Genomic DNA, 23,653 nt, shown 5'->3' with positions numbered 1-23,653 from the left:
GAGTGAAAAAATGCGTGATTCACTGGAAGAGCAGGCGCGCCGCTATGCCACGCAGGCGCATGCCGCTGCGGGTCAGCGTCGCAAATATACCGACGAGCCCTATATCGTTCACCCGGCGGCCGTGGCCGAGCTGGTGCGCAGCGTCACTGATGATGAAGAGATGATTGCCGCCGCCTGGCTGCATGACACGGTAGAAGATACACCCAGCACCTTAACGGATATTGAACGTCATTTCGGTGCGCGCGTAGCGCAACTGGTAGATATGCTGACAGACAGCGCGCAGCCGCAGGCCAAAAACCGTGCGGCACGCAAACTGGCCCACTTTCGCCACACCGCGGATGCGTCACCGGATGCCCAGACCATCAAACTGGCCGATATCATCGATAACACCCGGGCAATTGTGCAGTTTGATCCCAACTTTGCCCGCGTCTATCTGGTGGAAAAGCAGGTGCAGATCCAGCTGCTCAGCCAGGGCAATCGCACATTATGGCAGCAGGCCGATCACATCATTGCCCAGGGCATCAGACAACTGGCGCAGCCACCGCACAGCGTGCCGGAAAGCTGGTTTGTCAAACAGGCAGCTAAATACGGTGGACTGAGCTAAAAAAAACCCGCCGTGCAGGCGGGTTCAGCGATCCGCCAGTCGCACTTATTCCAGCAGCTGACGTCCCAGATAGGGGTTCGCCTGCAGCAGTTTCATCAATTTACGCGCCGTAGCGGAGGGGCGCGTACGTTGCGCTTCCCAACTCTTCACTGACGAGACGCTCACCCCCATCACGCGGGCAAATTCATCCACCTGCATGCCGGTCATCTCACGTAAACGCTGTGGCTCGGGAACTGAAACCGTGTTAAGTGCAATTTCTGATACGGAAGGCTGTGCATCACGTGTCAAAACAATTTGCTCAAGGCTGCTGAGTAATTCGACCATTGGGTCTTTTATTTCCATAGAGAACTCCTTAAAACTCACTATGAAGCACATGAAAGTAGAGAGGTAAGCGCCACCAGGCGCTGAAAACCGGACCTTGTCAGGCTGTATCCCGCAGCGGTTTATGCGTTATGGTTATGAAACCGTTACGGGACACAGCCTGCTGCGCACTGTGAAAACATATCAGTGCAATGCAACAATTGACCGGGTTACTAAGTATGATCCAGATCCCGGACTCTGCTGCGTAAATAATGATTATTTTTTGATCTTAGTTATGCCAGAACGATCCTGCACACTTAAACCTCTGTCACCAAAGCCATTCCCTGGATCGCCACAGCGTTTAGCGTCATAGCTTACTGAGCAAAATCAGCGCCAATCTGCTATCTCTATGAAATTACTTGTTAAGCCGTAAAAGCCGCAGGTGTTGCTGTCCGCCCGTGCACAATAACGCAGCAATGTTGCACCTGGATGAAGCACACGGAGAACCCACTATGCTCAATCTGGATTACAACATCAGTTATGCTTCGCACCGGGTTCCGATGATGGGACACAACGCGGTAGCCACCTCTCAGCCGCTGGCGGCCCAGGCGGGTATACAGATGCTGCAGCAGGGCGGCAACGCCGTGGATGCCGCGATCGCCACCGCAATGGCGCTGACGGTGCTGGAGCCGACCGGCAACGGCATTGGCAGTGATGCCTTTGCGATTGTCTGGGATGGCCAGCAGCTGCACGGCCTTAATGCCTCCGGCCGCGCCCCCGCCGCGTGGAATCCGGCCCGCTTTGCCGGGCTGAGCGCAATGCCGGAGGTGGGCTGGGAGGCCGTCACGGTGCCCGGTGCCGTCTCCGCCTGGGTGACACTGGCCAAACGCTTTGCCCGCCTGCCGCTGACGCAGCTGGCGCAGCTGGCGCAGCCGGCCATTCACTACGCCAGCCGCGGATTTCCGGTATCCCCGCTTATCGCGCATCTGTGGCAGCGCGGTTATGACAAATTAAAGCATCAGCCCGGTTTCGCGGCCTGCTTTGCTCCACAGGGCCGGACGCCGCGCGCTGGCGAGTTGTTCCACAACCCGGACCAGGCGGCCACGCTGCAGAAAATCGCTGCCAGCGGCGGTGAAGCCTTTTATCGCGGCGAGCTGGCTGAAAAAATCGTGGCGTTTGCCCGGCAGCATGGCGCAGCGCTGAGCCTGGCCGACCTGCAACAGCACCGTGCCGACTGGGTTACCGTGCTGTCACGTCCGTTTGCCGGTGGCACCGTTCAGGAGCTGCCGCCTAATGGGCAGGGCATCGCCGCGCTGATTGCGCTGGGCATCCTTGAGCAGTGGGAGATTGGCCGCTATGCGCCGGATTCGGTGCCGTGGCTGCACCTGTCAATTGAGGCGATGAAGCTGGCGCTGTGCGACCTGGAACGTTATGTCAGCGATGCCGATCATCTGGAATTTCCGGCAGAGCACCTGCTGAGTGACGCCTACCTGCAGCAGCGCGCGCAGCTGATCGACCCGGAACAAGCGGGCGATTTTACTTTCGGCGCGCCCCGGCAGAGCGGCACGGTCTATCTCTCCACGGCAGATGCCAGCGGCATGATGGTCTCATTTATTCAGTCAAACTATATGGGATTTGGTTCCGGCGTGGTGGTGCCGGGCACCGGCATCAGTCTGCAAAATCGCGGCTGCGGTTTCTCGCTCGACCCGCAGCATCCTAACGTTGTGGCGGGCGGTAAACGCCCGTTCCACACCCTCATTCCAGCCTTTGCGCTGAATGGCGCAGGCCAGCCGCTGATGGCCTTTGGCGTCATGGGCGGGCCAATGCAGGCACAAGGCCACCTGCAGCTGGCGCTGCGCATTATGCAGCATAAGCAGAACCCACAGGCTGCCATCGACGCGCCGCGCTGGCGCGTCGTGCAGGGCCGTGAAGTGGTGATGGAAACCGGTATCGATCGCAACGTGCTGGCCAGGCTGCGTGCGATGGGGCATCACATCACCCTCGAGGATCCGCTGCTGGGCTACAATTTTGGCGGCGCGCAGGCGATCGTACGCGATGCGCAGGGCTTTTATATTGCTGCCAGCGAAAGCCGCAAAGACGGACAGGCACTGGTGTACTGAATCCTCCGGCCGCCCGTTGTATGCGCTCTGCCATTGCACTATTCTTTAGGACCTTTCTCACCGAAGCAAATATTGCCATTTTGTCACGACAGGAGTTGAAACATGGCGTCAGGAATTTCCCGCATCTGGATGCGTACCGGCCTGCTGATTGCCGGCGCGCTGGTCGTGCTGCAGCTCACTGCCTGTGGCGATAAAGAGGCTGACCAGCGTAAGGCCTTCAACGATTTTCTGCAGAACACCGTCATGCGCAGTGGTGAACACCTGCCCAGCCTGAGTGAAAACCAGAAGCAAACTTTCGGCAATTACGCCGGCGATTACGCCATCCTCTACAGCTTCTCTCAGCAGGTGAATCAGGCCGTGGAACAGGGCATGCGTCCGGTGGTGGATGAGCTGGCAGCGATTCGTGTGCCGCAGGATTACCTGACCCGTCGCGACAGCCTGCGTCAGGCCAGTGGCAATCTCAGCGTGCTGACCCAGCAGATTCAGAGCGCCAAAATGCAGGCTGACAGCAGCAAAGCAACGCTGAAACAACCCGACGACGTGAAAAAAGTGTACGACAGCGTGTACGCGAAGGTGGTGACTCAGCCAGCCAGCACGCTGATCCCGCTGCTGCCGAAGCTGCAGGCGCTGAGCCAGGCGGCGGTCCAGACCGGTGATTATTTGCAGTCACAGGGCCAGCGCGTCAGCTTTAACGATGGCGGCGTCCAGTTCCCGACGCAGGAACAGGCCAGCCAGTACAATGCCCTGATGACCGATCTTTCTGCCAACGCGCAGGCGCTGACCCAGGCCCAAAATGCCGTGCAGGGTGGCCTGCAGTAAACCGCATCGCGGGCCGCGATCGTGCTGCCCGCTTTTCCGCTTTTTCGTTACTTCCTTACAGCGTAGCGGCGCACCGCCGCAGAGTGTGATCAGGCGCATTTTTAACCAAAAATAGTTTGTGACCTTCGTCACATTTAATAAACAAACCGGCCCTGATTAAAGGTGATTGCCGTCACGTTTTCCCGCCGTTTTGGTCACCTTTTACGCCTTCGTTGCTTTCTTACAGGGTATTTTTGTGATCAAAGTCACTTTATATCCCCCTCTTCACCCCGCCTTAGCGTGATCTGAATCACACTTATTCCGGGCTCTACGCAGCGCAATAAACTAGTGCTAGAGTCCGCGTGCATACAGTAATGCCACGGCCCCCGCCGTAACGTCTCAACAAAAACAAACGCGCTCTCTTATTGCAGCGCGTCTCAATAAGGGGTGGGTTTATGTCCTCATCAGTCAAGGTCAAGGTTCAGAGCTTTGGTCGCTTTCTGAGTAATATGGTGATGCCTAACATCGGCGCGTTTATCGCCTGGGGTATCATCACTGCACTGTTTATTCCAACCGGATGGATTCCTAACGCGACGCTGGCAAAACTTGTCGGCCCGATGATTACCTACCTGCTGCCGCTGCTGATTGGCTTTACCGGTGGTCGTCTGGTGGGCGGCGATCGCGGTGGCGTGGTGGGTGCAATCACCACCATGGGGGTGATTGTCGGTGCTGACATGCCGATGTTCCTCGGCGCCATGCTGGCCGGTCCGCTGGGCGGCTGGGCTATCCGTTCGTTTGACCGCGCGGTTGATGGCAAGATCAAAAGCGGCTTCGAGATGCTGGTGAATAACTTCTCCGCTGGCATCATCGGTATGCTGCTGGCGCTGCTGGCTTTCCTGGCAATTGGTCCGCTGGTGGAAGGCCTGTCGCACATTCTCGCCGCAGGCGTGAACCTGATGGTGCAGAATAACCTGCTGCCGCTGACCTCCATCTTCGTGGAACCGGCAAAAATTCTATTCCTGAACAACGCGATCAACCACGGTATTTTCTCACCGCTGGGCATTCAGCAGGCCAGTGAAGCCGGTAAATCGATCTTCTTCCTGATTGAAGCCAACCCGGGCCCGGGCATGGGCGTGCTGGTGGCTTATATGATTTTTGGTCGCGGCAGCGCCAAACAGTCTGCGGGCGGTGCCGCCATCATCCACTTCCTTGGTGGTATTCATGAGATCTACTTCCCGTATGTGCTGATGGCGCCGCGCCTGCTGCTGGCGGTGATCCTCGGCGGTATGACCGGAGTCTTTACCCTGACGCTGCTAAATGGCGGCCTGGTTTCTCCGGCTTCGCCAGGTTCCATTCTGGCCGTGCTGGCGATGACGCCAAAAGGCGCGTATTTCGCTAACATTGCGGCCATCACCGCAGCCTTTGCGGTCTCCTTCGTGGTCTCCTCTATCCTGCTGAAAACCAGCAAAGTGAAAGAAGATGACGACATTGAAGCTGCCACCCAGCGCATGCGTGATATGAAAGCCCAGTCCAAAGGCCAGGCGGCTGCCGGTGCACCGGTCGTGGCCGACGCACACAGCGTGGATGTCAGCCACGTGCGCAAAATCATCGTTGCCTGTGATGCCGGTATGGGTTCCAGCGCGATGGGTGCAGGTGTGCTGCGTAAGAAAATCCAGGATGCGGGTCTGAGTTCTGTCTCCGTGACCAACAGCGCGATCAACGCCCTGCCAGGTGATGTGGACCTGGTGATCACGCACCGCGATCTCACCGAGCGCGCGATGCGTCAGGCACCTCAGGCGCAGCATATCTCACTGAACAACTTCCTCGACAGTGCGCTCTACAGCAACCTGACCGAGCGTCTGATGGCCGCTAACCGCAGCGAAGCCCACCGCGAAAGCGTGCAGTCGGCACTGGCAGACAGCTATGACGACGGCAGCGCAAACCTGTTCAGACTGGGTGCGGATAACGTCTTCCTTGGCCTGAATGCCAGCAACAAAGAGCAGGCGATCCGTTTTGCCGGCGAGCAGCTGGTGAAAGGCGGTTACGTTCAGCCGGAATATGTGGAAGCGATGCTGGCCCGTGAAAAACTGACGCCAACCTACCTCGGTGAGTCAATTGCGGTGCCGCACGGCACGGTTGAAGCCAAAGACCGCGTACTGAAAACCGGCGTGGTATTCTGCCAGTATCCGGCGGGCGTGCAGTTTGGCGACGAAGCCGATGAAGTGGCGCGGCTGGTTATCGGCATTGCGGCCCGCAATAACGAACACATTCAGGTGATCACCAGCCTGACCAACGCGCTTGACGACGACAGCGTGATTGAGAAGCTGGCAAACACCCATAACGTGCAAGATGTGCTGGACCTGCTGTCGGGCAGAGCTGTCAGCGCGTAACCGCAACGTTGTATTCCCCGGGGCGGGCAAGCCCGTCCCCACTTTCCGGGGCGGACATGCCCGCCCTTTCGTCATTTGATATGGGTCAAATTTATGAAAGCGTTACATTTTGGAGCAGGCAACATCGGCCGGGGTTTTATCGGTAAGCTGCTGGCGGATGCCGGTATTGAGCTGGTGTTTGCTGATGTCAATCAGGTGGTGCTGGACGCCCTGAACGCCCGTCATGCGTATCCGGTTCATGTGGTCGGCGAACAGGCGAAAGTGGAAACCGTCACCGGCGTCAGCGCCGTTAACAGCACCAGCGACGCTATCGTCACGCTGATTGCAGAGGTGGATCTCGTGACCACAGCGGTTGGCCCGCAAATCCTTGAACGCATTGCGGGCAGCGTGGCGCAGGGGCTGGCCAAACGCAGCGACAACGGTAATACGCGTCCGCTGAATATCATTGCCTGTGAGAACATGGTGCGCGGCACCAGCCAGCTGAAACAGCATGTAATGAAAGCACTGCCGGACGCGTATCACGCCTGGGTTGACGCGCACGTGGGCTTTGTGGATTCTGCGGTGGACCGCATTGTGCCGCCATCCGATGCCGGCAGCCACGACCCGCTGGAAGTAACCGTGGAAACCTTCAGCGAGTGGATCGTTGACCAGACCCAGTTCAAAGGCGATCGGCCGGACATTCCGGGCATGGAACTGACCGACAACCTGATGGCGTTTGTCGAGCGTAAGCTGTTCACGCTGAACACCGGCCATGCCATTACGGCTTATCTCGGCCAGCGCGCCGGACATGCCACCATTCGTGATGCCATTCTCGACCCGCGCATTCGCACGGTGGTGCAGGGAGCGATGCAGGAGAGCGGCGCGGTGCTGATCCAGCGCTACGGTTTTGAGGCCGACAAACACGCGGCCTACATTCAGAAGATCCTGACGCGTTTTGAAAACCCCTATCTGAAAGATGACGTTGAGCGCGTGGGCCGTCAGCCACTGCGTAAGCTCAGCGCCGGCGATCGTCTGATTAAACCGCTGCAGGGCACCCTGGAGTACAACCTGCCGCATGAAAACCTGGTGCAGGGCATTGCTGCAGCGATGCACTATCGCAGCGAAGCCGACCCGCAGGCGCTGGAACTGGCGACGCTGATCGCGCAGAAAGGCCCACAGGCCGCGCTGGCGGAGATCGCCGGACTGGCTGCCGATAGCGAAGTGGTCGCCTCAGTGGTGAGCGCTTACGACGCTATGGCATAATGCGCGCCTTTTAGAAGTCAGAATCGGGCACGGTTTTCAGCGTGCCCGTCGACGGTAGCTGAACGATGCAGGCAATGATGGAAGAGAAGCAGGCTTTTGAAAACCGGGTGCTTGAGCGCCTGAACGCCGGTCGTTCGGTGAGAAGCTTTCTGATCGCCGCTGTCGAACTGCTGGCTGAGGCCGTGAATCTGCTGGTTCTGCAGGTGTTCCGCAAGGACGATTACGCCGTGAAATATGCGGTTGAGCCGCTGCTGCTGGGTAACGGTCCGCTGGGTGAGCTGCCGGTACGCCTGAAGCTGATTTACGGTCTGGGCGTCATCAACCGGCACGAATACGAAGATTGTGAGCTGCTGCTGGCGCTGCGTGAAGAGCTCAATCACGACAGCAGCGAATACCGCTTTACCGATGATGAAGTGCTGGGCCCGTTTGGCGAACTGCACTGCGTGACCGCCTGGCCGCCGAGGCCGGACTTCACCCAGGATGATGAACAGCTACGCACCATGCAGCAGCAGCGCTATCTGCAGATGGTGCGCTCCACGATGGTTCTGTCACTGACGGAGCTGATCTCCCGGATTTCCCACAAGCAGGCGTTTAAAAAGCCTGCGGTCTGAACACGCCGCGCATGGCATCATCCCCGTCCGGCGGGGCAATTTGCCGACCGCAACTTCGCTCTGCTGCCAGAACAGCGCAATTTGATGTATCCTTTGCCTGTTTTCCTTAACGAGTTTCCCCGATGAAAGAACAAGAAAAAGCCGAGATTAAACGTCTCAGCGACCAGCTGGACGCCCTGAACCGCAAAGAACCCCAGCTGCTGGAAGCCGGCGACGCCGAAAAACTGGGCGCGCTGCTGAAAGAGAAAGAGAAGCTGGTGCAGGAGATTGAGCGCCTGCGCAACGTGCGCGTTGAGAAGCTGAGCAAAGAAGCCCAGCAGCTGCAAAAGCTGCCATTCAGTCGCGAAATCACCAAAAAAGAGCAGGCGAATATGGGTGCGCTGAAAAAAAGCGTGCGCGGCCTGGTGGTGGTTCACCCGATGACCGCGCTGGGGCGTGAGATGGGGCTGAAGGTGATGACCGGCTACGCGAAGCAGCCGTTTTGATCCGCTTTACGCGGCGTGCGCCACGTCGCGTTCCGCACCTGCTGCCTCCCTGACCTGGGCAATCAGCGTGTCCAGCAAGGCATAGCGACGACGGTACTCCGCACGCTTCTTGCTGGCAATCTCCTCCAGCGCTTTCCGCTCCAGGCTCAGCGGCAGTGTGAACAACTTATCGGCCCGCGCCGTGCCGCCCAGCGACAACCAGAACTCACTGTAGCTGGCAAAGAATTTATCGCCTTTGCTGTGACGATACCGCAGGCTGCGGAACACGTGGCTGTCATCGCCGACGGCGACAATCGCTTCTGCGCCACATTGCGCACCCAGGATAAACAGCGCTTCCATCAGCAGACGTTTTGGAAACAGGCCGTGCGCCGCTTTGGTCGCTTCGCGAATCACCTCTGCCGGCACCTGCTTACGCGGTCCCTGCAGTCCGCCAATCATCAGCGTGCGTTTTTGCTGCTGCCTGATAAGGGAGAACGAGAGTGAAGCGATGGTCATCTCCTGATAGCGCAAAATCAGCGTAATTTCACCTTCACGATCGTAATAGCCGGAACAGCAGTCAATAACAAACTGCTCGTCATTTTTGCCGGTAAAGCTGGCAATATGCGTGTTGGTCGGGCTTAACAGCAGCTGACGCAGCCTGTCGTCAGCAAGCTGTTCCATTAACTGATAATGATCGAGAATCGCCTGCGCACGCTGCGCCACGCTAAAGCCGGCGCACAGATACGGGCGGTGCGGTTTAGCTGGCAGCAGGCCCTGGCTGTGCAGCAGCGCCGGCAGAAACGAGAGCTGTGACAGCTGGTGAAGATAATGAAACGTCGTCACCGGAAATACCGCCGACCTTAACGCAAATTTCAGGCGAAAGCGGGCACTGTTCCACAGTTTATCCGGACGGAACTTTCCACTGATTAAAGGCAAAAACAGCGCTGCCGACGAAATGGTATTCGGCTCAGAATGTGTAATCGTAGACATAATTATTTTTTACGTTGCGGGATAACCTGAGGCCACTATATGCCCCGGATTATCAACGGCGAGTTAATCACCAATCCGCAAGGAGCCGGACTCCCGTTTCGTTTAACCTTGGTTTATATTTTTTATATTCAGGCCGGTACGAAAACAGGCGCGCATAAGCGGCGGGAGCGCGGCGGGAGACAGGCGCTGTACGGGCTGAGCCGTAGCGACACGGCCTGGCGCGGCATTATCAGAGCATAGCGCCCTGCTTTTCACCGTTAAGCGCGCAGCACGCATTCCCCGGCCGGCTAAAGAGCGCTTTTTATATCCGGCTTTATTTCAGCACGTTGATTTATTCGCTGTGAACGTTATTTGTTAATAAAAGCTGAACCGCAAAGCGTGAATATATGCCAGCGCACAAATACGCTTTAAATCAGCACTGCACGCTACGGTTATATGATCTCACTGATAAAAAAACACCCCGCCAGCTCAGCGCCAGCGGGGTGTGAATATATCGCTTTGCACCGGCATAGCGGTGAAAGCAGCGTCAGGGGTGCTTATTTTGCAGCAGCGAAACGCGCGGCCGCTTCGTCCCAGTTCACAACGTTCCAGAACGCTTTGATGTAGTCAGGACGCTTGTTCTGATACTTCAGGTAGTAAGCGTGCTCCCACACATCCAGACCCAGGATTGGGTAGCCAGATACGCCGGCGATCGCTTCGCCCATCAGCGGGTTATCCTGGTTTGCAGTAGAGACCACGGCCAGTTTGTCGCCTTTTTTCACCAGCCACGCCCAGCCGGAGCCGAAACGGGTTGCAGCCGCTTTCTCAAACTCTTCCTGGAATTTCTCGACGCTGCCAAAATCTTTTTCGATCGCGGCTTTCAGGTCGCCCTGCAGCGTGGTGCCGGTTTTCAGGCCTTTCCAGAACAGGCTGTGGTTAGCGTGGCCGCCCGCGTTGTTACGCAGTGGGCCTTTTTTGTCTGCAGGCAGCTGATCCAGCTTAGTGATCAGTTCATCAACCGGCAGATCGGCGAATTCGGTACCTTCCAGCGCCGCATTGGCGTTGTTTACGTAGGTCTGGTGATGTTTAGTGTGATGGATTTCCATCGTCTGCTTGTCGAAGTGCGGTTCCAGTGCGTCGTAGGCGTACGGCAGGGATGGCAGTGAATAACTCATGTTCTTCCTCTCCATTTAATGTTTTGCAGCACATCTTTACCGGTGTGCCGCGTAAGCAGTCGGATCATTATAGTTAAAATCATGATCCGGAAAAGGGTTATCAATGCCTTAGAAACGATAAGGATTTGATCAATCTGGCAAAAGGTGCGCACGCACGGTTACCCCTGGCCGTAGCAGCCGCGCTGTGCTGTTACCGTCCGAGTTCACTCAGCGACCGATCCAGCGCGCCCACCAGCCAGTCGATATCCTGCACCTGGAACGCCAGCGGCGGACGCAACTTCAGCACGTTGCCATAGGGACCCGCCACGGAAGTCAGCACCCGGTGCTCACGCAGCTTCTCAATCACATCCAGCGCCAGCGCTTTATCCGGCGTTTTGCTGGCGCGATCGGTTACCAGTTCAAAACCGATGAACAGCCCGGCACCGCGTACATCGCCGATGCATTCATGCCGATCCATCAGCTTCTGCAGCTCCGCCAGCAGCTGTGCGCCCACCACGCGACTATGCTCCTGCAGCCCCTCTTCCTGAATCACAGTCAGTACCGCCTGCGCCGCAGCCATCGCCACCGGATTGCCACCAAAGGTATTGAAGTAAGGAATGTCATCGCTGAACGCAGCCAGCACGTCGCTTTTGGCCAGCAGGCCGGAGACCGGAATGCCGTTGCCCATGGGTTTGCCGGTCGTCACTACATCCGGTACCACGCCGTGACGCGCAAATCCCCAGAACGCGTCTCCGGTGCGGGCAAAGCCTGGCTGGACTTCATCGGCAATAAAGATACCGCCGTTTGCGTGCACGACATCCACCGCTTTCTGCAGGAAACCCGGCGGATTGGGCAGGACGCCGTCCGAAGAGAAGATCGAATCAGCGAGGAATCCGGCGAATTTAATGCCGTGCGCTGTCAGATCGTCGATCTGCTGCTGAATCTGCCCGGCAAACCACTCCCCGAGATCCGGCGCATCAACACGGTAGGCATCCGGGGGGGGCACCAGGCGGGTGGTTGCGGCCAGCGGTTGCCCGCTGCCCAGCGCCGGTGAGGCACCGGATGTGAGATCGCTGGTGCCGTGATAGGCCTCCTGCGACACAATAATCCCGGTGCCGCCGCTCCACGCCCGCGCAACGCGAATGGCAAGGTCGTTCGCTTCCGAGCCGGTGCACATATACATAGCGCGGTCGATCGCATCCGGCGTGGTTGCCAGCAACGCTTCGGTATAATCAAGAATACGTTCATGCAGATAGCGGGTGTGGGTATTCAGCATTTTCATCTGCTGCGTCACCGCGTCAATCACCGCCGGATGGCAGTGCCCGATGCTGGCCACGTTGTTATACACATCCAGATATTTGTCGCCTGCCGCATCCCACAGATATTGGCCTTCACCCCGCACCAGGTGCACCGGCTTGCGATAAAACAGACGATACGACTCGCCCAGCACTTTGCTGCGTTTCTCCGTCAGCGCCCGCGTAGCGGCATCCAGACCGTCAGCATGTTCGGCACGAAAACTGTTGGTGTCCATGATGGTAGATCGTGTAGCCATGGTAACTCCCGTTGCGAAGGGTGGAGAGGCATAAATAGTGACCGTTATCGCTATCATGCCTGTCCGCGCAGAAAATGCAACCAAATACACAAATACAACCAAATGCACATGACGACAGGATGACACTCAGGTAAGCTCGCAGGCCAGAAACCCGTTCACAGAGAAAGGCCATGCTGCAGGAAACCCGCTTACACCGCATCCGCGCCCTGCTGACCACTCAGCATCAGGTCAGCACCGAGCGCATCATTAAAGAACTGGGCATTTCGCGCGAAACCGCGCGGCGCGACATCATTACGCTGGAAGCGCAGGGCTTAGCCCGCCGGGTGCATGGCGGTGTGGTGGCACCTGACAGCCAGCCGGAGCCGCCGCTGCAGGTTCGCCGTAATGCCCAGGCCAAAGAGAAACGCGCGATTGCGGCAGCGGCCGTGCAGCACCTGCAGCCAGGCCAGACATTATTTCTGGATGCCGGCACCACCACCACCATGCTGGCTGAAGCGCTGCGCAGCATGTCCGGCCTGACAATTATCACCAATAGCCTGCAGGCGGCGCTGGCGCTCAGTGCCGCCGAGGAACATGAAACGCTGAATAATCAGGTGTTGCTGCTGGGCGGCATGATGACCGCAGGCGCGCAGCAGACGCGCGGCGAGATGACCGTGGCCGACATATACCGCTATCGCGCCGATGTGGCGCTGCTCTCTCCGGTTGGCATTGATGCCAGTCAGGGTGCCAGCAGTTTTCATCCTCATGAAGCCGCCATTGCCCGCGCAATGGTGCAGCAGGCCGGTCGCACCATCCTGCTGGCCGATCACAGTAAGCTCGGCGTGGTAAGCCGTGTTCAGTACGCGCCGGTGGCGGAGATTGATCTGCTGATTTGTGACGGTGGGCAGGCGAGAACGGGGGCGCTCTCTGCCCTGCAGCAGGTACTGCCGCAGGTCCAGGTGGTTTAACGCAGGCGCTGCGGATGCGTATAAATCGTCGCCCGTCCCGGTTTACTGAACCCGACCAGCGTCAGGTTACAGCGTCTGGCGACATCCACGGCAAGCTGCGTGGCAGCGGAAACAGCAAACAGAATCTCTACGCCGCACATGGCCGATTTCTGTACCATTTCATAGCTGGCGCGGCTGGACACCAGCACCGCGCCCTGCTGCCAGCCGCACTGGCTGCGATAGCCCAGCAGTTTATCCAGCGCCACGTGGCGGCCCACGTCCTCACAGCCGCCCTGCAGCTCACCCTGCGGCGACATCCACGCTGCGGCGTGCGTGCAGCCGGTCAGATTGCCCACCGGCTGATAGTCGCGCAGCTGCGCTAACGCCGTATCGAGCTGTGCCAGCGCGAAGGTTTGCGTAAACGGCAGCGCAGGCACGGGTTTGCCTATCTGATCAAGCTGCTCAACGCCACACACGCCGCAGCCGGTACGCCCGGCCATCGCGCGACGCTGCGCCTTCAGCGCCATGAAGCGCCGGCTGGAGAGTTCGATCTGCACTTCAATGCCGTTGCAGCCCGGCACAATATCCATGCCGAAGATCTCCTGTGGTTGCGCAATAATGCCTTCCGAGAGCGAGAAACCGAGCGCAAACGCTTCCAGATCGTCGGGCGTTGCCATCATGACCACGTGCGAAATGCCGTTATACACCAGCGCAACCGGCACTTCCTGCGCCAGCCAGTCGCTTTCTGCTTCGGTCAGGGCGTCCCGCTGCCACACCGTTGTCTGGCTCAGACCTGCGATCTCATTCACATTCTGCTCACTTTTCTGCTGTTTCGCTTTCACTTCTCTCGTCTCGCATAACACCCACATTAAAGTAGTGGTAATATCCGGCCGATATTACCTCAATCTTTCCTGGATCGGGGCGACCCGAATCCAGCCCGCGCTAAAGATAATAATTTACAGCAATGTCGAAGGGATTAACCATGAACGTCAGCCGAAGAAAATTCTTCAAAATCTGTGCTGGCGGTATGGCAGGAACGACGGCTGCGATGCTCGGCTTTGCGCCGGACGTCGCGCTGGCGGAAACGCGGCAATACAAATTGCTGCGCGCCCGTGAAACCCGTAATACCTGTACCTACTGCTCAGTTGGTTGTGGCCTGTTGATGTACAGCCTTGGTGACGGTGCCAAAAACGCCAGAGAAACCATTTTCCATATCGAAGGGGATCCGGATCATCCGGTGAGCCGCGGCGCGCTGTGCCCGAAAGGCGCCGGCCTGCTCGATTTTGTTCACAGCGACAGTCGCCTGAAATACCCGGAATACCGTGCGCCTGGCTCGGATAAATGGCAGCGCATCAGCTGGGATGACGCCTTTGATCGCATTGCCCGGCTGATGAAAGCCGACCGCGACGCCAACTTTATTGCGCAGAACGCCGCAGGCGTGACCGTTAACCGCTGGCTCTCTACCGGTATGCTGTGTGCGTCTGCTTCCAGTAATGAAACCGGCTACTTAACCCAGAAATTTACCCGATCGCTTGGCATGTTAGCGGTCGACAACCAGGCACGCGTCTGACACGGACCAACGGTAGCAAGTCTTGCTCCAACATTTGGTCGCGGTGCGATGACCAACCACTGGGTCGACATCCGTAATGCCAACCTGATTGTTGTGATGGGCGGGAACGCCGCGGAAGCGCATCCTGTGGGATTCCGCTGGGCGATGGAAGCCAAGATTCACAACAAAGCCAAACTGATTGTTATCGATCCGCGCTTTACCCGCACGGCGTCGGTGGCAGATTTTTATACGCCGATTCGCTCCGGTACCGACATCACCTTCCTGTCGGGCGTACTGCTGTGGCTGATTCAGAATGACAAAATCCAGCATGAGTATGTGCAGGCTTATACCAACGCCAGCCTGATTGTGCGGGAAGATTTTCATTTTGAAGATGGCCTGTTCAGCGGCTATGACGCGGAAACCCGGAAATACGATAAAACCAGCTGGAACTATGAGCTGGGTGAAGACGGCTTCGCCAGACGCGACGACAGCCTGAGCCATCCGCGCTGCGTGTGGAACCTGCTGAAGCAGCACGTCAGCCGCTATACGCCAGAGATGGTTGAGCGCATCTGTGGTACGCCGAAAGCGGACTTCCTGCACGTCTGTGAACTGATTGGCGAGACCAGCGCGCGCGATCGCACCACCTCATTCCTCTATGCACTGGGCTGGACGCAGCATTCGGTTGGGGCGCAGAACATCCGCACCATGGCGATGATTCAGCTGCTGCTGGGCAATATGGGCATGGCAGGCGGTGGCGTGAATGCGCTGCGCGGCCACTCCAATATTCAGGGCCTGACCGATCTCGGCCTGCTGTCACAAAGCCTCACCGGCTACATGACGCTGCCGTCTGAAAAGCAGACCGATCTGCAAACCTATCTCACGGCCAACACGCCCAAAGCGCTGCTGCCGGGCCAGGTCAACTACTGGAGCAACTACCCGAAATTCTTCGTCAGCCTGATGAAGGCGTTTTACGGTGATAAAGCTCAGGCGGAAAACAGCTGGGGCTTCGACTGGCTGCCGAAGTGGGACAAAGGCTACGACGTCCTGCAGTACTTCGAGATGATGTCGCAGGGCAAGGTCAATGGCTACCTGTGCCAGGGCTTTAACCCGGTGGCGTCGTTCCCGAACAAGCGCAAGGTTATCGCTTCGCTGTCGAAGCTGAAGTTCCTTGTCACTATTGATCCGCTGAACACGGAAACCGCCACCTTCTGGGAAAATCACGGCGAGTTTAACGATGTGGATCCGGCGAACATTCAGACTGAAGTGTTCCGCCTGCCGTCTACCTGCTTCGCCGAAGAGAATGGTTCAATCGTTAACTCCGGCCGCTGGCTGCAGTGGCACTACAAAGGTCAGGACGCACCCGGTGAAGCGCGAAATGACGGTGAAATCCTTGCCGGTATCTATCTGCGCCTGCGTGAAATGTACGCCCGTGAAGGCGGTGCACTGCCCGATCCGGTGCTGAACATGAGCTGGAACTATCTGACGCCGGAAAACCCTGCGCCGGAAGAAGTGGCAATGGAGAGCAACGGCAAGGCGCTGACGGATATCGTGGATGACAAAGGCACCGTGCTGGTGAAAAAAGGCCAGCAGCTCAGTACCTTTGCCCATCTGAAAGATGACGGTTCCACCAGCAGCGGCTGCTGGATTTTTGCCGGCAGCTGGACGCCGGAAGGCAACCAGATGGCGCGCCGCGACAACACCGATCCTTCCGGGCTGGGCAACACCCTGAACTGGAGCTGGGCGTGGCCGCTTAACCGCCGCATTCTTTATAACCGCGCCTCCGCCGATCCGCAGGGCAACCCGTGGGATGCGCGCCGGCAGATCCTGAAATGGGATGGCAGCAAGTGGGGCGGCATGGATGTGCCGGACTACAGCGCGGCCGCGCCGGGCAGCAATGTCGGCCCGTTCATTATGCAGCCGGAAGGCATGGGTCGCCTGTTTGCGCTCGACAAAATGGCCGAAGGACCGTTCCCGGAACACTACGAACCGTTTGAAACGCCGCTTGGCACTAACCCGCTGCACCCGAACGTGGTCTCAAACCCGGCGGCGCGCGTGTTTAAGGACGATCTGGCTGCGATGGGCAAAGCGGAGCAGTTCCCGTATGTCGGCACCACCTATCGCCTTACCGAGCATTTCCACTACTGGACCAAACACGCCCGGCTGAACGCCATTGCACAGCCGGAGCAGTTTGTTGAGATCGGTGAAAAGCTGGCGCAGAAGCTGGGCATCGCCCAGGGCGATACGGTGAAAGTCAGTTCGAATCGCGGTTATATCAAAGCCAAAGCGGTGGTGACCAAGCGTATCCGTCCGCTGCAGGTGGACGGTAAGACCGTGGAAACCATCGGCATTCCGATTCACTGGGGCTATCAGGGCGTGGCGAAGAAAGGCTTTATCGCCAATACCCTGACGCCGTTTGTCGGTGATGCCAACACGCAGACGCCGGAGTTTAAGGCGTTCCTGGTTAACGTCGAGAAGGTGTAACGGAGAACGACTATGGCTTATCAATCACAGGACATTATCCGCCGCTCCGCCACCAACGGTTTCACGCCTGCCCCGCAGGCGCGTAACCATCAGCAGGAAGTGGCGAAGCTGATCGACGTGACCACCTGTATCGGCTGCAAGGCCTGTCAGGTCGCGTGTTCAGAGTGGAACGACATTCGCGATGAGGTGGGACATAACGTCGGGGTGTATGACAACCCGGCTGATCTGACCGCCAAATCCTGGACGGTGATGCGCTTTTCTGAGGTGGAGGAGAACGGCAAGCTGGAGTGGCTTATCCGCAAGGATGGCTGCATGCACTGCGCCGATCCCGGCTGCCTGAAGGCCTGCCCGTCCGAAGGCGCGATTATTCAGTATGCAAACGGCATCGTCGATTTTCAGTCAGAACAGTGCATCGGCTGCGGCTACTGCATTGCCGGCTGTCCGTTCGATGTCCCGCGTCTGAATAAAGAGGACAACCGCGTGTATAAATGCACGCTGTGCGTCGATCGTGTCAACGTCGGTCAGGAACCGGCGTGCGTAAAAACCTGCCCGACCGGGGCAATTCACTTTGGCAGTAAAAGTGATATGCAGGCGCTGGCTGCTGAGCGCGTTGCCGAACTGAATACGCGCGGTTACGCCAATGCCGGGCTGTACGATCCGGAAGGCGTGGGCGGCACACACGTGATGTATGTTCTGCATCACGCCAATAAGCCGCAGCTGTACCACGGCCTGCCGGACAACCCCAGCATCAGCCCGGCGGTGACGTTCTGGAAAGGGATCTGGAAACCGCTGGCGGCGATCGGCTTTGCGGCCACCTTTGCCGCCTCGGTGTTCCATTATGTCGGCGTGGGCCCGAACCGGGTCGATGAGGACGAGGACGAAGAGCTGCACAAAAAAGAGGAGCGCAAATAATGAAAAAGCGCGATCGTCTGGTGCGTTACAGCGCACCGGAACGCATCAATCACTGGATTGTGGCGTTCTGTTTTGTGTTTGCCGCGCTGAGCGGACTGGGTTTCTTTTTTCCGTCGTTTAACTGGCTGATGCACGTACTGGGCACGCCGCAGCTGGCGCGCATTCTGCACCCGTTTGTCGGGGTAGTGATGTTTGCCGCCTTTATCATCATGTTCTTACGCTACTGGAAACAAAACCTGATCAACCGCGAAGACCTGATGTGGGCGAAAAATATTCACAAAATTGTGCGTAACGAGGAGGTCGGCGATACCGGCAAATACAACTTCGGGCAGAAGTGTGTGTTCTGGGCTGCTATCATCAGCTTAGTTTTGCTGCTGGCGAGCGGAATTGTTATCTGGCGTCCATACTTCGCCGGTGCCTTCACTATTCCGCTGATTCGCGCCGCTCTGGTGGTGCATTCGGTCTCGGCTGTGGCCTTGATCGTGGTGATTATGGTGCACATTTATGCGGCTCTGTGGGTCAAGGGCACCATTACCGCCATGGTTGAGGGCTGGGTGCCGGCTGCGTGGGCGAAGAAACATCACCCGCGCTGGTATCGCGAGCAGCGTCAACGCCACACACAACAGGAAAAACGCCCCTGATGAGTATTCGCATCATCCCGCAGGACCAGCTGGAGAAGAGCGATAAAAGCACGGCGGAGCAGATTCCGCCGTTACTTTTTCCCCGGCTGAAAAATCTCTACAGTCGCCGGGCGGCGCGTTTGCGCGAGCTGGCGGCGAAAAATCCGCTGGGCGATTATCTGCGCTTTGCCGCCGTGATTGCCCAGGCGCAGGAGATCGTGCTGTATGACCATCCGCTGCAGCTGGATTTGCGGCCGCGTCTGGCCGAAAGCGCCGCGCAGGGCAAACCGCCGCTTGATATTCATCACTACCCGCGTGATGCGCACTGGCAGCGCCTGCTGCATTCGCTGATCGCGGAGCTGAAACCGGAGATGAGCGGTCAGGCGCTGGCAGTGCTGGAGAATCTGGAAAAAGCCTCTTCCAGCGAACTGGAAACGCTGGCCAGCGCGCTGCTGGCGGGCGAGTTTGCGCAGGTCAGCAGTGATAAAGCGCCGTTTATCTGGGCTGCGCTCTCGGTGTACTGGGCGCAGATGGCCGCCATGATCCCTGGCAAAGCGCGCGCCGAATACGGCGAGCATCGCCAGTTTTGTCCGGTGTGCGCCAGCGTGCCGGTGACCAGCGTGGTGCATATGGATATCGGCCAGCAGGGCCTGCGCTATCTGCACTGCAATCTGTGTGAAAGCGAATGGTACGTGGTGCGCAGCAAGTGCTCCAACTGCGAGCAAACACGCGATCTGCACTACTGGTCGCTGGACAGTGAAAAAGCAGCGGTCAAAGCCGAAAGCTGCGGCGATTGTGGCACCTACCTGAAGATGCTCTACCAGGAAAACGATCCGGCGATTGAACCTGTGGCGGACGACCTGGCTTCGCTGGTGCTGGATGCCCGCATGGAGCAGGAAGGATTTGCACGCAGCAGCCTGAACCCGTTTATGTTTCCCGGCGAGTAACCGCCCGGGCTGGCACGGATAAAGACGCACCCTGCCACCCCTGTGGTTACCAGGTTGCGCGGTATGGCGACGGTGACGCCCCTACACCACACTCCTTCATCACGGAGGCTCTAATGAAACTGATTGGCAGTTATACCAGCCCGTTTGTGCGAAAAATTTCAGTGATTCTGCTGGAAAAAGGCCTGGTGTTTGAGTTCGTCAACCACTCTCCGTGGAGCGAAGACAGCCCTGTCCTGCAATACAATCCGCTGGGCAAAGTGCCGGCGCTGGTCGATGATCAGCAGCTGACCTGGTTCGACTCCGCTATCATCGCGCAGGCGATTGAACTGCGCGGTGAGGCCCCTGCGATGCTGCCTGCCGATCCGCTGCAGGCGCTGCAGGTATGCCAGCTGGAAAAGCTGGCTGACGGCATCAGCGATGCGGCGCTCGTGATCGTACGTGAGCAAATGCGCCCGGGCGATCAGCAGTCAGAAGAGGTGCTGCTGCGCAACCGGGAAAAAATTCAGCGCGGCCTGGATGCGCTGGAAACCGCGGCTGCCCAGGGCGAACTGCTCGGCAGCGATACGCTGAATCTGGCCGATATCGCCACCGGCTGTATGCTGGGTTATCTCAATTTCCGTCGCGTGCTGCCCAACTGGTGCGTTAACCGTCCGGCGCTGGTCAGGCTGGCACAGAGCCTGTTCGAGCGGGAAAGCTTTGCCCGTACCGTACCGCCAGCCAGCTAAGTTGCCGATGAAGAATCTGTACAGTCAGTTACCCGCTATTGATACCCTGCTGCGCGATCCGCATCTGCAGCCGCTCATCGCCGAAACCGGCAACGCTTTTCTTACCCGCCTGCTGCGTCAGTTGCAGCAGGAAGCGCGCGAACATATTCAGCGCCAGCACGCCCTGCCCGACTGGCATGAAAACTGGCCGCAGGAGGCGATACGCCGCGCGCAGCGGCAGCAGCGCAGCGCCCTGCGCCCGGTGTTTAATCTGACCGGCACCGTGCTGCACACCAATCTTGGCCGGGCCGTGCTCAGCGACCGCGCAATCGCGGCGGTGACCGCCTGTCTGCGTCAGCCGGTGACGCTGGAGTATGCGCTGGACGACGCCGCGCGCGGCCATCGCGATCGCGCCGTCAGCGCGCTGCTGTGCGAGCTGACCGGGGCGGAGGCGGCCTGCATCGTAAACAATAACGCGGCCGCCGTGCTGCTGATGCTCGCCACACTCGCCGCGGGACGCGAAGTGGTGATGTCGCGCGGCGAGCTGGTGGAGATTGGTGGTGCATTTCGCATTCCTGACGTCATGCGCCAGGCGGGCTGCCAGCTGGTGGAAGTCGGCACCACCAATCGTACCCACCTCAAAGATTACCGTGCCGCCATCGGTGAACACACGGGCCTGCTGATGAAAGTGCACACCAGCAATTACCAGATCCAGGGCTTTACCCATGCGGTAACAGAACAGGAGCTGGTCACGCTGGGCGAGGCGCATCAGTTGCCGGTCATCAGCGATCTTGGCAGCGGCTCCTTAATCGATATGACCGCTTACGGCCTGCCCGCAGAACCGATGCCGCAGCAGCTGATTGCGGCGGGCGTAAGCCTGGTGAGTTTCTCCGGCGATAAACTGCTGGGTGGCCCGCAGGCCGGAATCATCGTGGGCAAAAAAGCGCTGATCGACCAGCTGCAGCAGCACCCGCTTAAACGCGCCCTGCGCGTTGATAAAATGACGCTGGCCGCGCTGGAAGCCACGCTGCAGCTCTACCGCCAGCCGGAGACGCTGCAGGAGGCGCTGCCCACGCTGCGCCTGCTGACGCGCCCTGCTCATGAGATTCTGCAGCAGGCAGAACGTCTGATGCCCGCACTGGAACAGGCGTGGGGTGCGCAGTTTGCTGTGGCGATCGCCCCCTGTTCATCACAGATCGGCAGCGGATCGCTGCCGGTTGACCGCCTGCCGGGCTTTGCTATTACCTTTACGCCGCACAGTGGCCACGGCAGTGAACTGCAGACACTGGCACAGCGCTGGCGCACGCTGGCACGGCCGGTGATTGGCCGTATTCAGGAGGGCAGGCTGTGGCTTGATTTACGCTGCCTTGATGACGAAGCCGCACTGATTCAGGCATTAGTACCATGATTATCGCGACCGCAGGACACGTTGACCACGGCAAGACCGCGCTGTTACAGGCGCTGACCGGCATCAATGCCGATCGGCTGCCGGAAGAGCAGCGGCGCGGCATGACTATCGATCTCGGCTATGCCTACTGGCCGCAGCCAGCCGGTCATACGCTGGGGTTTATTGACGTGCCGGGCCATGAAAAATTTCTGGCCAACATGCTCGCCGGGATCGGCGGCATTCATCACGCACTGCTGGTGGTTGCCTGCGACGACGGGATTATGCCGCAGACGCGCGAACACCTGCAGCTGCTCAGCCTTGCCGGTCAGCCCCCGCTCAGCGTGGCCTTCACCAAAGCCGATCGCGCAGAGAACGCGCGCATTGCGGAGGTGCAACAGCAGGTGGCACAGCTGACACAAGCGCTTGGCTGGCCTGACGCGCCGCAGTTTGTCACCAGCAGCCACACCGGCCAGGGCATCGACGCGCTGCGCGAGCACCTCAACGGCCTGACGCCACCGGCATACGATCGCCGTCGCCGCTTCCGTCTTGCCATCGACCGCGCGTTTACCCTGAAGGGCACCGGTCTGGTGGTAACCGGCACAGCGCTGGGCGGCGAGGTCAGCGTCGGCGATAGCCTGTGGCTCAGCCGTCTGAATGTGCCGCTGCGCGTGCGGGCGCTGCATGCCCAGAATCAGCCTGTCAGCCGGGCACAGGCCGGCCAGCGTATTGCCCTGAATATCGCCGGTGAGGTGGAAAAAGCGCAGCTTTGCCGGGGCGACTGGCTGCTGCAACAGCCGCAGCCAGAAGGCACACAGCGGCTGATTGTCGCGCTGCATCTGCTGCAGCCCCTGAAAAGCGCCTCGCAGCCGGTGCATATCCACCATGCCGCCAGTCACGTTACCGGTCGCCTGACGCTGCTGGAGGACGGGCTGGCAGAACTGGTGCTGAATGCACCGCTGTGGCTGGCAGAGCAGGACCGGCTGATTATCCGCGACAGCAATGCGCAGCACTCGCTGGGCGCCGGGCGCGTACTGCTGCTCAACAGCAAAAAGCGCGGCAAGCGGCAACCGGCTTACCTGAGCTGGCTGCGGCAGCTGGCCGCGGCCACGGACGAAGGCAGCAGCCTGCGCGCGCATCTCAGCCACCAGCCGGTGCCGTCTGCGGATTTTGCCTGGGCACACCAGCTCACCGCACCGGCGCTGGACGCGCTGCTGACGGATATCGCGCCGGTACGGCTGGGCAGCATGCTGATGGATGCCGCTCAGAGCAGCGACTGGCAGCAGCGGTTACTGGCGGCGCTGGCGCATTTTCACCAGCATCATCCGGAGCTGCCGGGTATCGGCTACGATCGCCTGCGGCGCGTGGCGCTGCCGGATCAGCCCGCCGGGCTGGTGCTGGCGCTGATCGACCAGGCGCTGGCGCAGGGTCAGCTGCAGCAGAAAAACGGCTGGCTGCATCTGCCCGACTTTGAACCGCACTTTAGCGCGCAGGAAACGGCGCTGTGGCAGCAGGTGGCGCCGCTGTTTGGTGACCAGCCGCTGTGGGTGCGGGACATTGCCACCGCGCTGCAGCAGGATGAAGAGACCATCCGCAGCCTGCTGCTGACCGCCGCGCGCCTTGGTCATCTCACCGCGATCGTGCGCGATCGCTACTACCGCAGCGAGCAGATCCAGATCTTCGCCGATCTGATACGCCAGCGTGCCGCCCAGGGCGGCAGCACCAGCGCCGCCGATTTCCGCAATCAGCTTGGCACCGGCCGCAAAGTGGCCGTGCAGATTCTGGAATTTTTTGACCGCAGCGGCTTTACCCGCCGGCGCGGTAACGATCATCTGCTGCGCGACGAACGGCTTTTCACCGCGACCGCCCGCTGAAAGCGGCAATAAAAAAGGGGCGAATCATCGCCCCTTGTTGATGTCGCAGACC

At 59.0% G+C, this 23,653-nt stretch carries 20 protein-coding genes; 15 read left to right on the top strand and 5 right to left on the bottom strand.

What is annotated here, in order from left to right; all coding sequences use genetic code 11:
• Positions 1–10 precede the first annotated feature (10 nt).
• Complete coding sequence (locus D8B20_RS00370; protein ID WP_145886097.1) at positions 11–604, top strand: HD domain-containing protein; 594 nt, start codon at positions 11–13, stop codon at positions 602–604.
• A 45-nt stretch (positions 605–649) separates the two neighbouring features.
• Here D8B20_RS00370 and D8B20_RS00365 read toward each other — a convergent pair whose 3' ends face one another.
• On the bottom strand, positions 650–946 hold the full coding sequence (locus D8B20_RS00365) for an HTH-type transcriptional regulator (protein WP_128599560.1): 297 nt from the start codon (positions 944–946) through the stop codon (positions 650–652).
• 470 nt (positions 947–1,416) lie between these two features.
• Here D8B20_RS00365 and D8B20_RS00360 point away from each other — a divergent pair, with 470 nt between their 5' ends.
• The 6 genes from D8B20_RS00360 to D8B20_RS00335 all read left to right on the top strand — a co-directional run bounded on the left by D8B20_RS00360 (position 1,417) and on the right by D8B20_RS00335 (position 8,550).
• Entirely contained in the window at positions 1,417–3,024 is a 1,608-nt protein-coding gene (locus D8B20_RS00360) for a gamma-glutamyltransferase family protein (RefSeq protein WP_145886095.1), read from the top strand.
• A gap of 102 nt (positions 3,025–3,126) precedes the next feature.
• Positions 3,127–3,843 (top strand): DUF3053 domain-containing protein, encoded by a 717-nt coding sequence (locus tag D8B20_RS00355; protein WP_145886093.1) that lies wholly within the window; start codon positions 3,127–3,129, stop codon positions 3,841–3,843.
• Positions 3,844–4,277: 434 nt separating this feature from the next.
• Positions 4,278–6,212: a PTS mannitol transporter subunit IICBA gene (locus D8B20_RS00350; RefSeq protein WP_145886091.1), complete on the top strand. Its 1,935-nt coding sequence runs from the start codon at positions 4,278–4,280 to the stop codon at positions 6,210–6,212.
• A gap of 93 nt (positions 6,213–6,305) precedes the next feature.
• Positions 6,306–7,454, top strand: a complete 1,149-nt coding sequence (mtlD, locus tag D8B20_RS00345; RefSeq protein WP_145886089.1) for a mannitol-1-phosphate 5-dehydrogenase — start codon at positions 6,306–6,308, stop codon at positions 7,452–7,454.
• Between the two features lie 65 nt (positions 7,455–7,519).
• Positions 7,520–8,065, top strand: coding sequence for a mannitol operon repressor MtlR (gene mtlR / locus D8B20_RS00340; RefSeq protein ID WP_186454392.1), 546 nt, complete (start codon positions 7,520–7,522; stop codon positions 8,063–8,065).
• A 122-nt stretch (positions 8,066–8,187) separates the two neighbouring features.
• Positions 8,188–8,550: a YibL family ribosome-associated protein gene (locus tag D8B20_RS00335; protein ID WP_145886087.1), complete on the top strand. Its 363-nt coding sequence runs from the start codon at positions 8,188–8,190 to the stop codon at positions 8,548–8,550.
• A gap of 6 nt (positions 8,551–8,556) precedes the next feature.
• Here D8B20_RS00335 and D8B20_RS00330 read toward each other — a convergent pair whose 3' ends face one another.
• The 3 genes from D8B20_RS00330 to D8B20_RS00320 form a co-directional block, all read right to left on the bottom strand.
• Positions 8,557–9,519, bottom strand: a complete 963-nt coding sequence (locus D8B20_RS00330; RefSeq protein WP_145886085.1) for a VirK/YbjX family protein — start codon at positions 9,517–9,519, stop codon at positions 8,557–8,559.
• A gap of 536 nt (positions 9,520–10,055) precedes the next feature.
• Entirely contained in the window at positions 10,056–10,673 is a 618-nt protein-coding gene (sodA, locus tag D8B20_RS00325) for a superoxide dismutase [Mn] (RefSeq protein WP_145886083.1), read from the bottom strand.
• A 190-nt stretch (positions 10,674–10,863) separates the two neighbouring features.
• Positions 10,864–12,204 (bottom strand): aspartate aminotransferase family protein, encoded by a 1,341-nt coding sequence (locus tag D8B20_RS00320; RefSeq protein ID WP_145886081.1) that lies wholly within the window; start codon positions 12,202–12,204, stop codon positions 10,864–10,866.
• Positions 12,205–12,374: 170 nt separating this feature from the next.
• Between D8B20_RS00320 and D8B20_RS00315 the strand changes: the two genes are divergently transcribed.
• Complete coding sequence (locus D8B20_RS00315; RefSeq protein WP_145886079.1) at positions 12,375–13,151, top strand: DeoR/GlpR family DNA-binding transcription regulator; 777 nt, start codon at positions 12,375–12,377, stop codon at positions 13,149–13,151.
• Here D8B20_RS00315 and fdhD read toward each other — a convergent pair.
• The gene (gene fdhD / locus D8B20_RS00310; RefSeq protein ID WP_145886077.1) at positions 13,148–13,972 is read right to left on the bottom strand and encodes a formate dehydrogenase accessory sulfurtransferase FdhD; all 825 of its coding nucleotides are present in this window, start codon (positions 13,970–13,972) and stop codon (positions 13,148–13,150) included. The genes D8B20_RS00315 and fdhD overlap by 4 nt on opposite strands.
• 140 nt (positions 13,973–14,112) lie before the next feature.
• Between fdhD and fdnG the strand changes: the two genes are divergently transcribed.
• The 7 genes from fdnG (at position 14,113) to selB (ending at position 23,601) form a co-directional block, all read left to right on the top strand.
• Complete coding sequence (fdnG, locus tag D8B20_RS00305; RefSeq protein WP_145890320.1) at positions 14,113–17,160, top strand: formate dehydrogenase-N subunit alpha; 3,048 nt, start codon at positions 14,113–14,115, stop codon at positions 17,158–17,160.
• A gap of 12 nt (positions 17,161–17,172) precedes the next feature.
• The gene (fdxH, locus tag D8B20_RS00300; protein ID WP_145886075.1) at positions 17,173–18,072 is read left to right on the top strand and encodes a formate dehydrogenase subunit beta; all 900 of its coding nucleotides are present in this window, start codon (positions 17,173–17,175) and stop codon (positions 18,070–18,072) included.
• The gene (gene fdoI, locus D8B20_RS00295) at positions 18,072–18,713 is read left to right on the top strand and encodes a formate dehydrogenase cytochrome b556 subunit (protein ID WP_145886073.1); all 642 of its coding nucleotides are present in this window, start codon (positions 18,072–18,074) and stop codon (positions 18,711–18,713) included. Before fdxH ends, fdoI begins: the two co-directional genes overlap by 1 nt.
• On the top strand, positions 18,713–19,639 hold the full coding sequence (gene fdhE / locus D8B20_RS00290) for a formate dehydrogenase accessory protein FdhE (protein WP_145886071.1): 927 nt from the start codon (positions 18,713–18,715) through the stop codon (positions 19,637–19,639). The genes fdoI and fdhE overlap by 1 nt, the downstream gene beginning before the upstream one ends.
• 113 nt (positions 19,640–19,752) lie before the next feature.
• Positions 19,753–20,364: a glutathione S-transferase gene (locus D8B20_RS00285; RefSeq protein ID WP_145886069.1), complete on the top strand. Its 612-nt coding sequence runs from the start codon at positions 19,753–19,755 to the stop codon at positions 20,362–20,364.
• 7 nt (positions 20,365–20,371) lie between these two features.
• Positions 20,372–21,751 carry an L-seryl-tRNA(Sec) selenium transferase gene (gene selA / locus D8B20_RS00280; RefSeq protein WP_145886067.1) on the top strand — a complete coding sequence of 460 codons (1,380 nt, stop codon included), beginning with the start codon at positions 20,372–20,374 and terminating at the stop codon, positions 21,749–21,751.
• Positions 21,748–23,601, top strand: a complete 1,854-nt coding sequence (gene selB / locus D8B20_RS00275; RefSeq protein WP_145886066.1) for a selenocysteine-specific translation elongation factor — start codon at positions 21,748–21,750, stop codon at positions 23,599–23,601. Before selA ends, selB begins: the two co-directional genes overlap by 4 nt.
• The last annotated feature ends 52 nt before the right edge of the window (positions 23,602–23,653 follow it).

This window comes from Candidatus Pantoea soli (assembly GCF_007833795.1).
In the GTDB taxonomy this organism is placed as follows: Bacteria; Pseudomonadota; Gammaproteobacteria; order Enterobacterales; family Enterobacteriaceae; genus Pantoea; species Pantoea soli.
The sequence above is the reverse complement of the archived record's forward strand: the minus strand, read 5'-3'. Positions and strand labels throughout refer to the sequence as shown.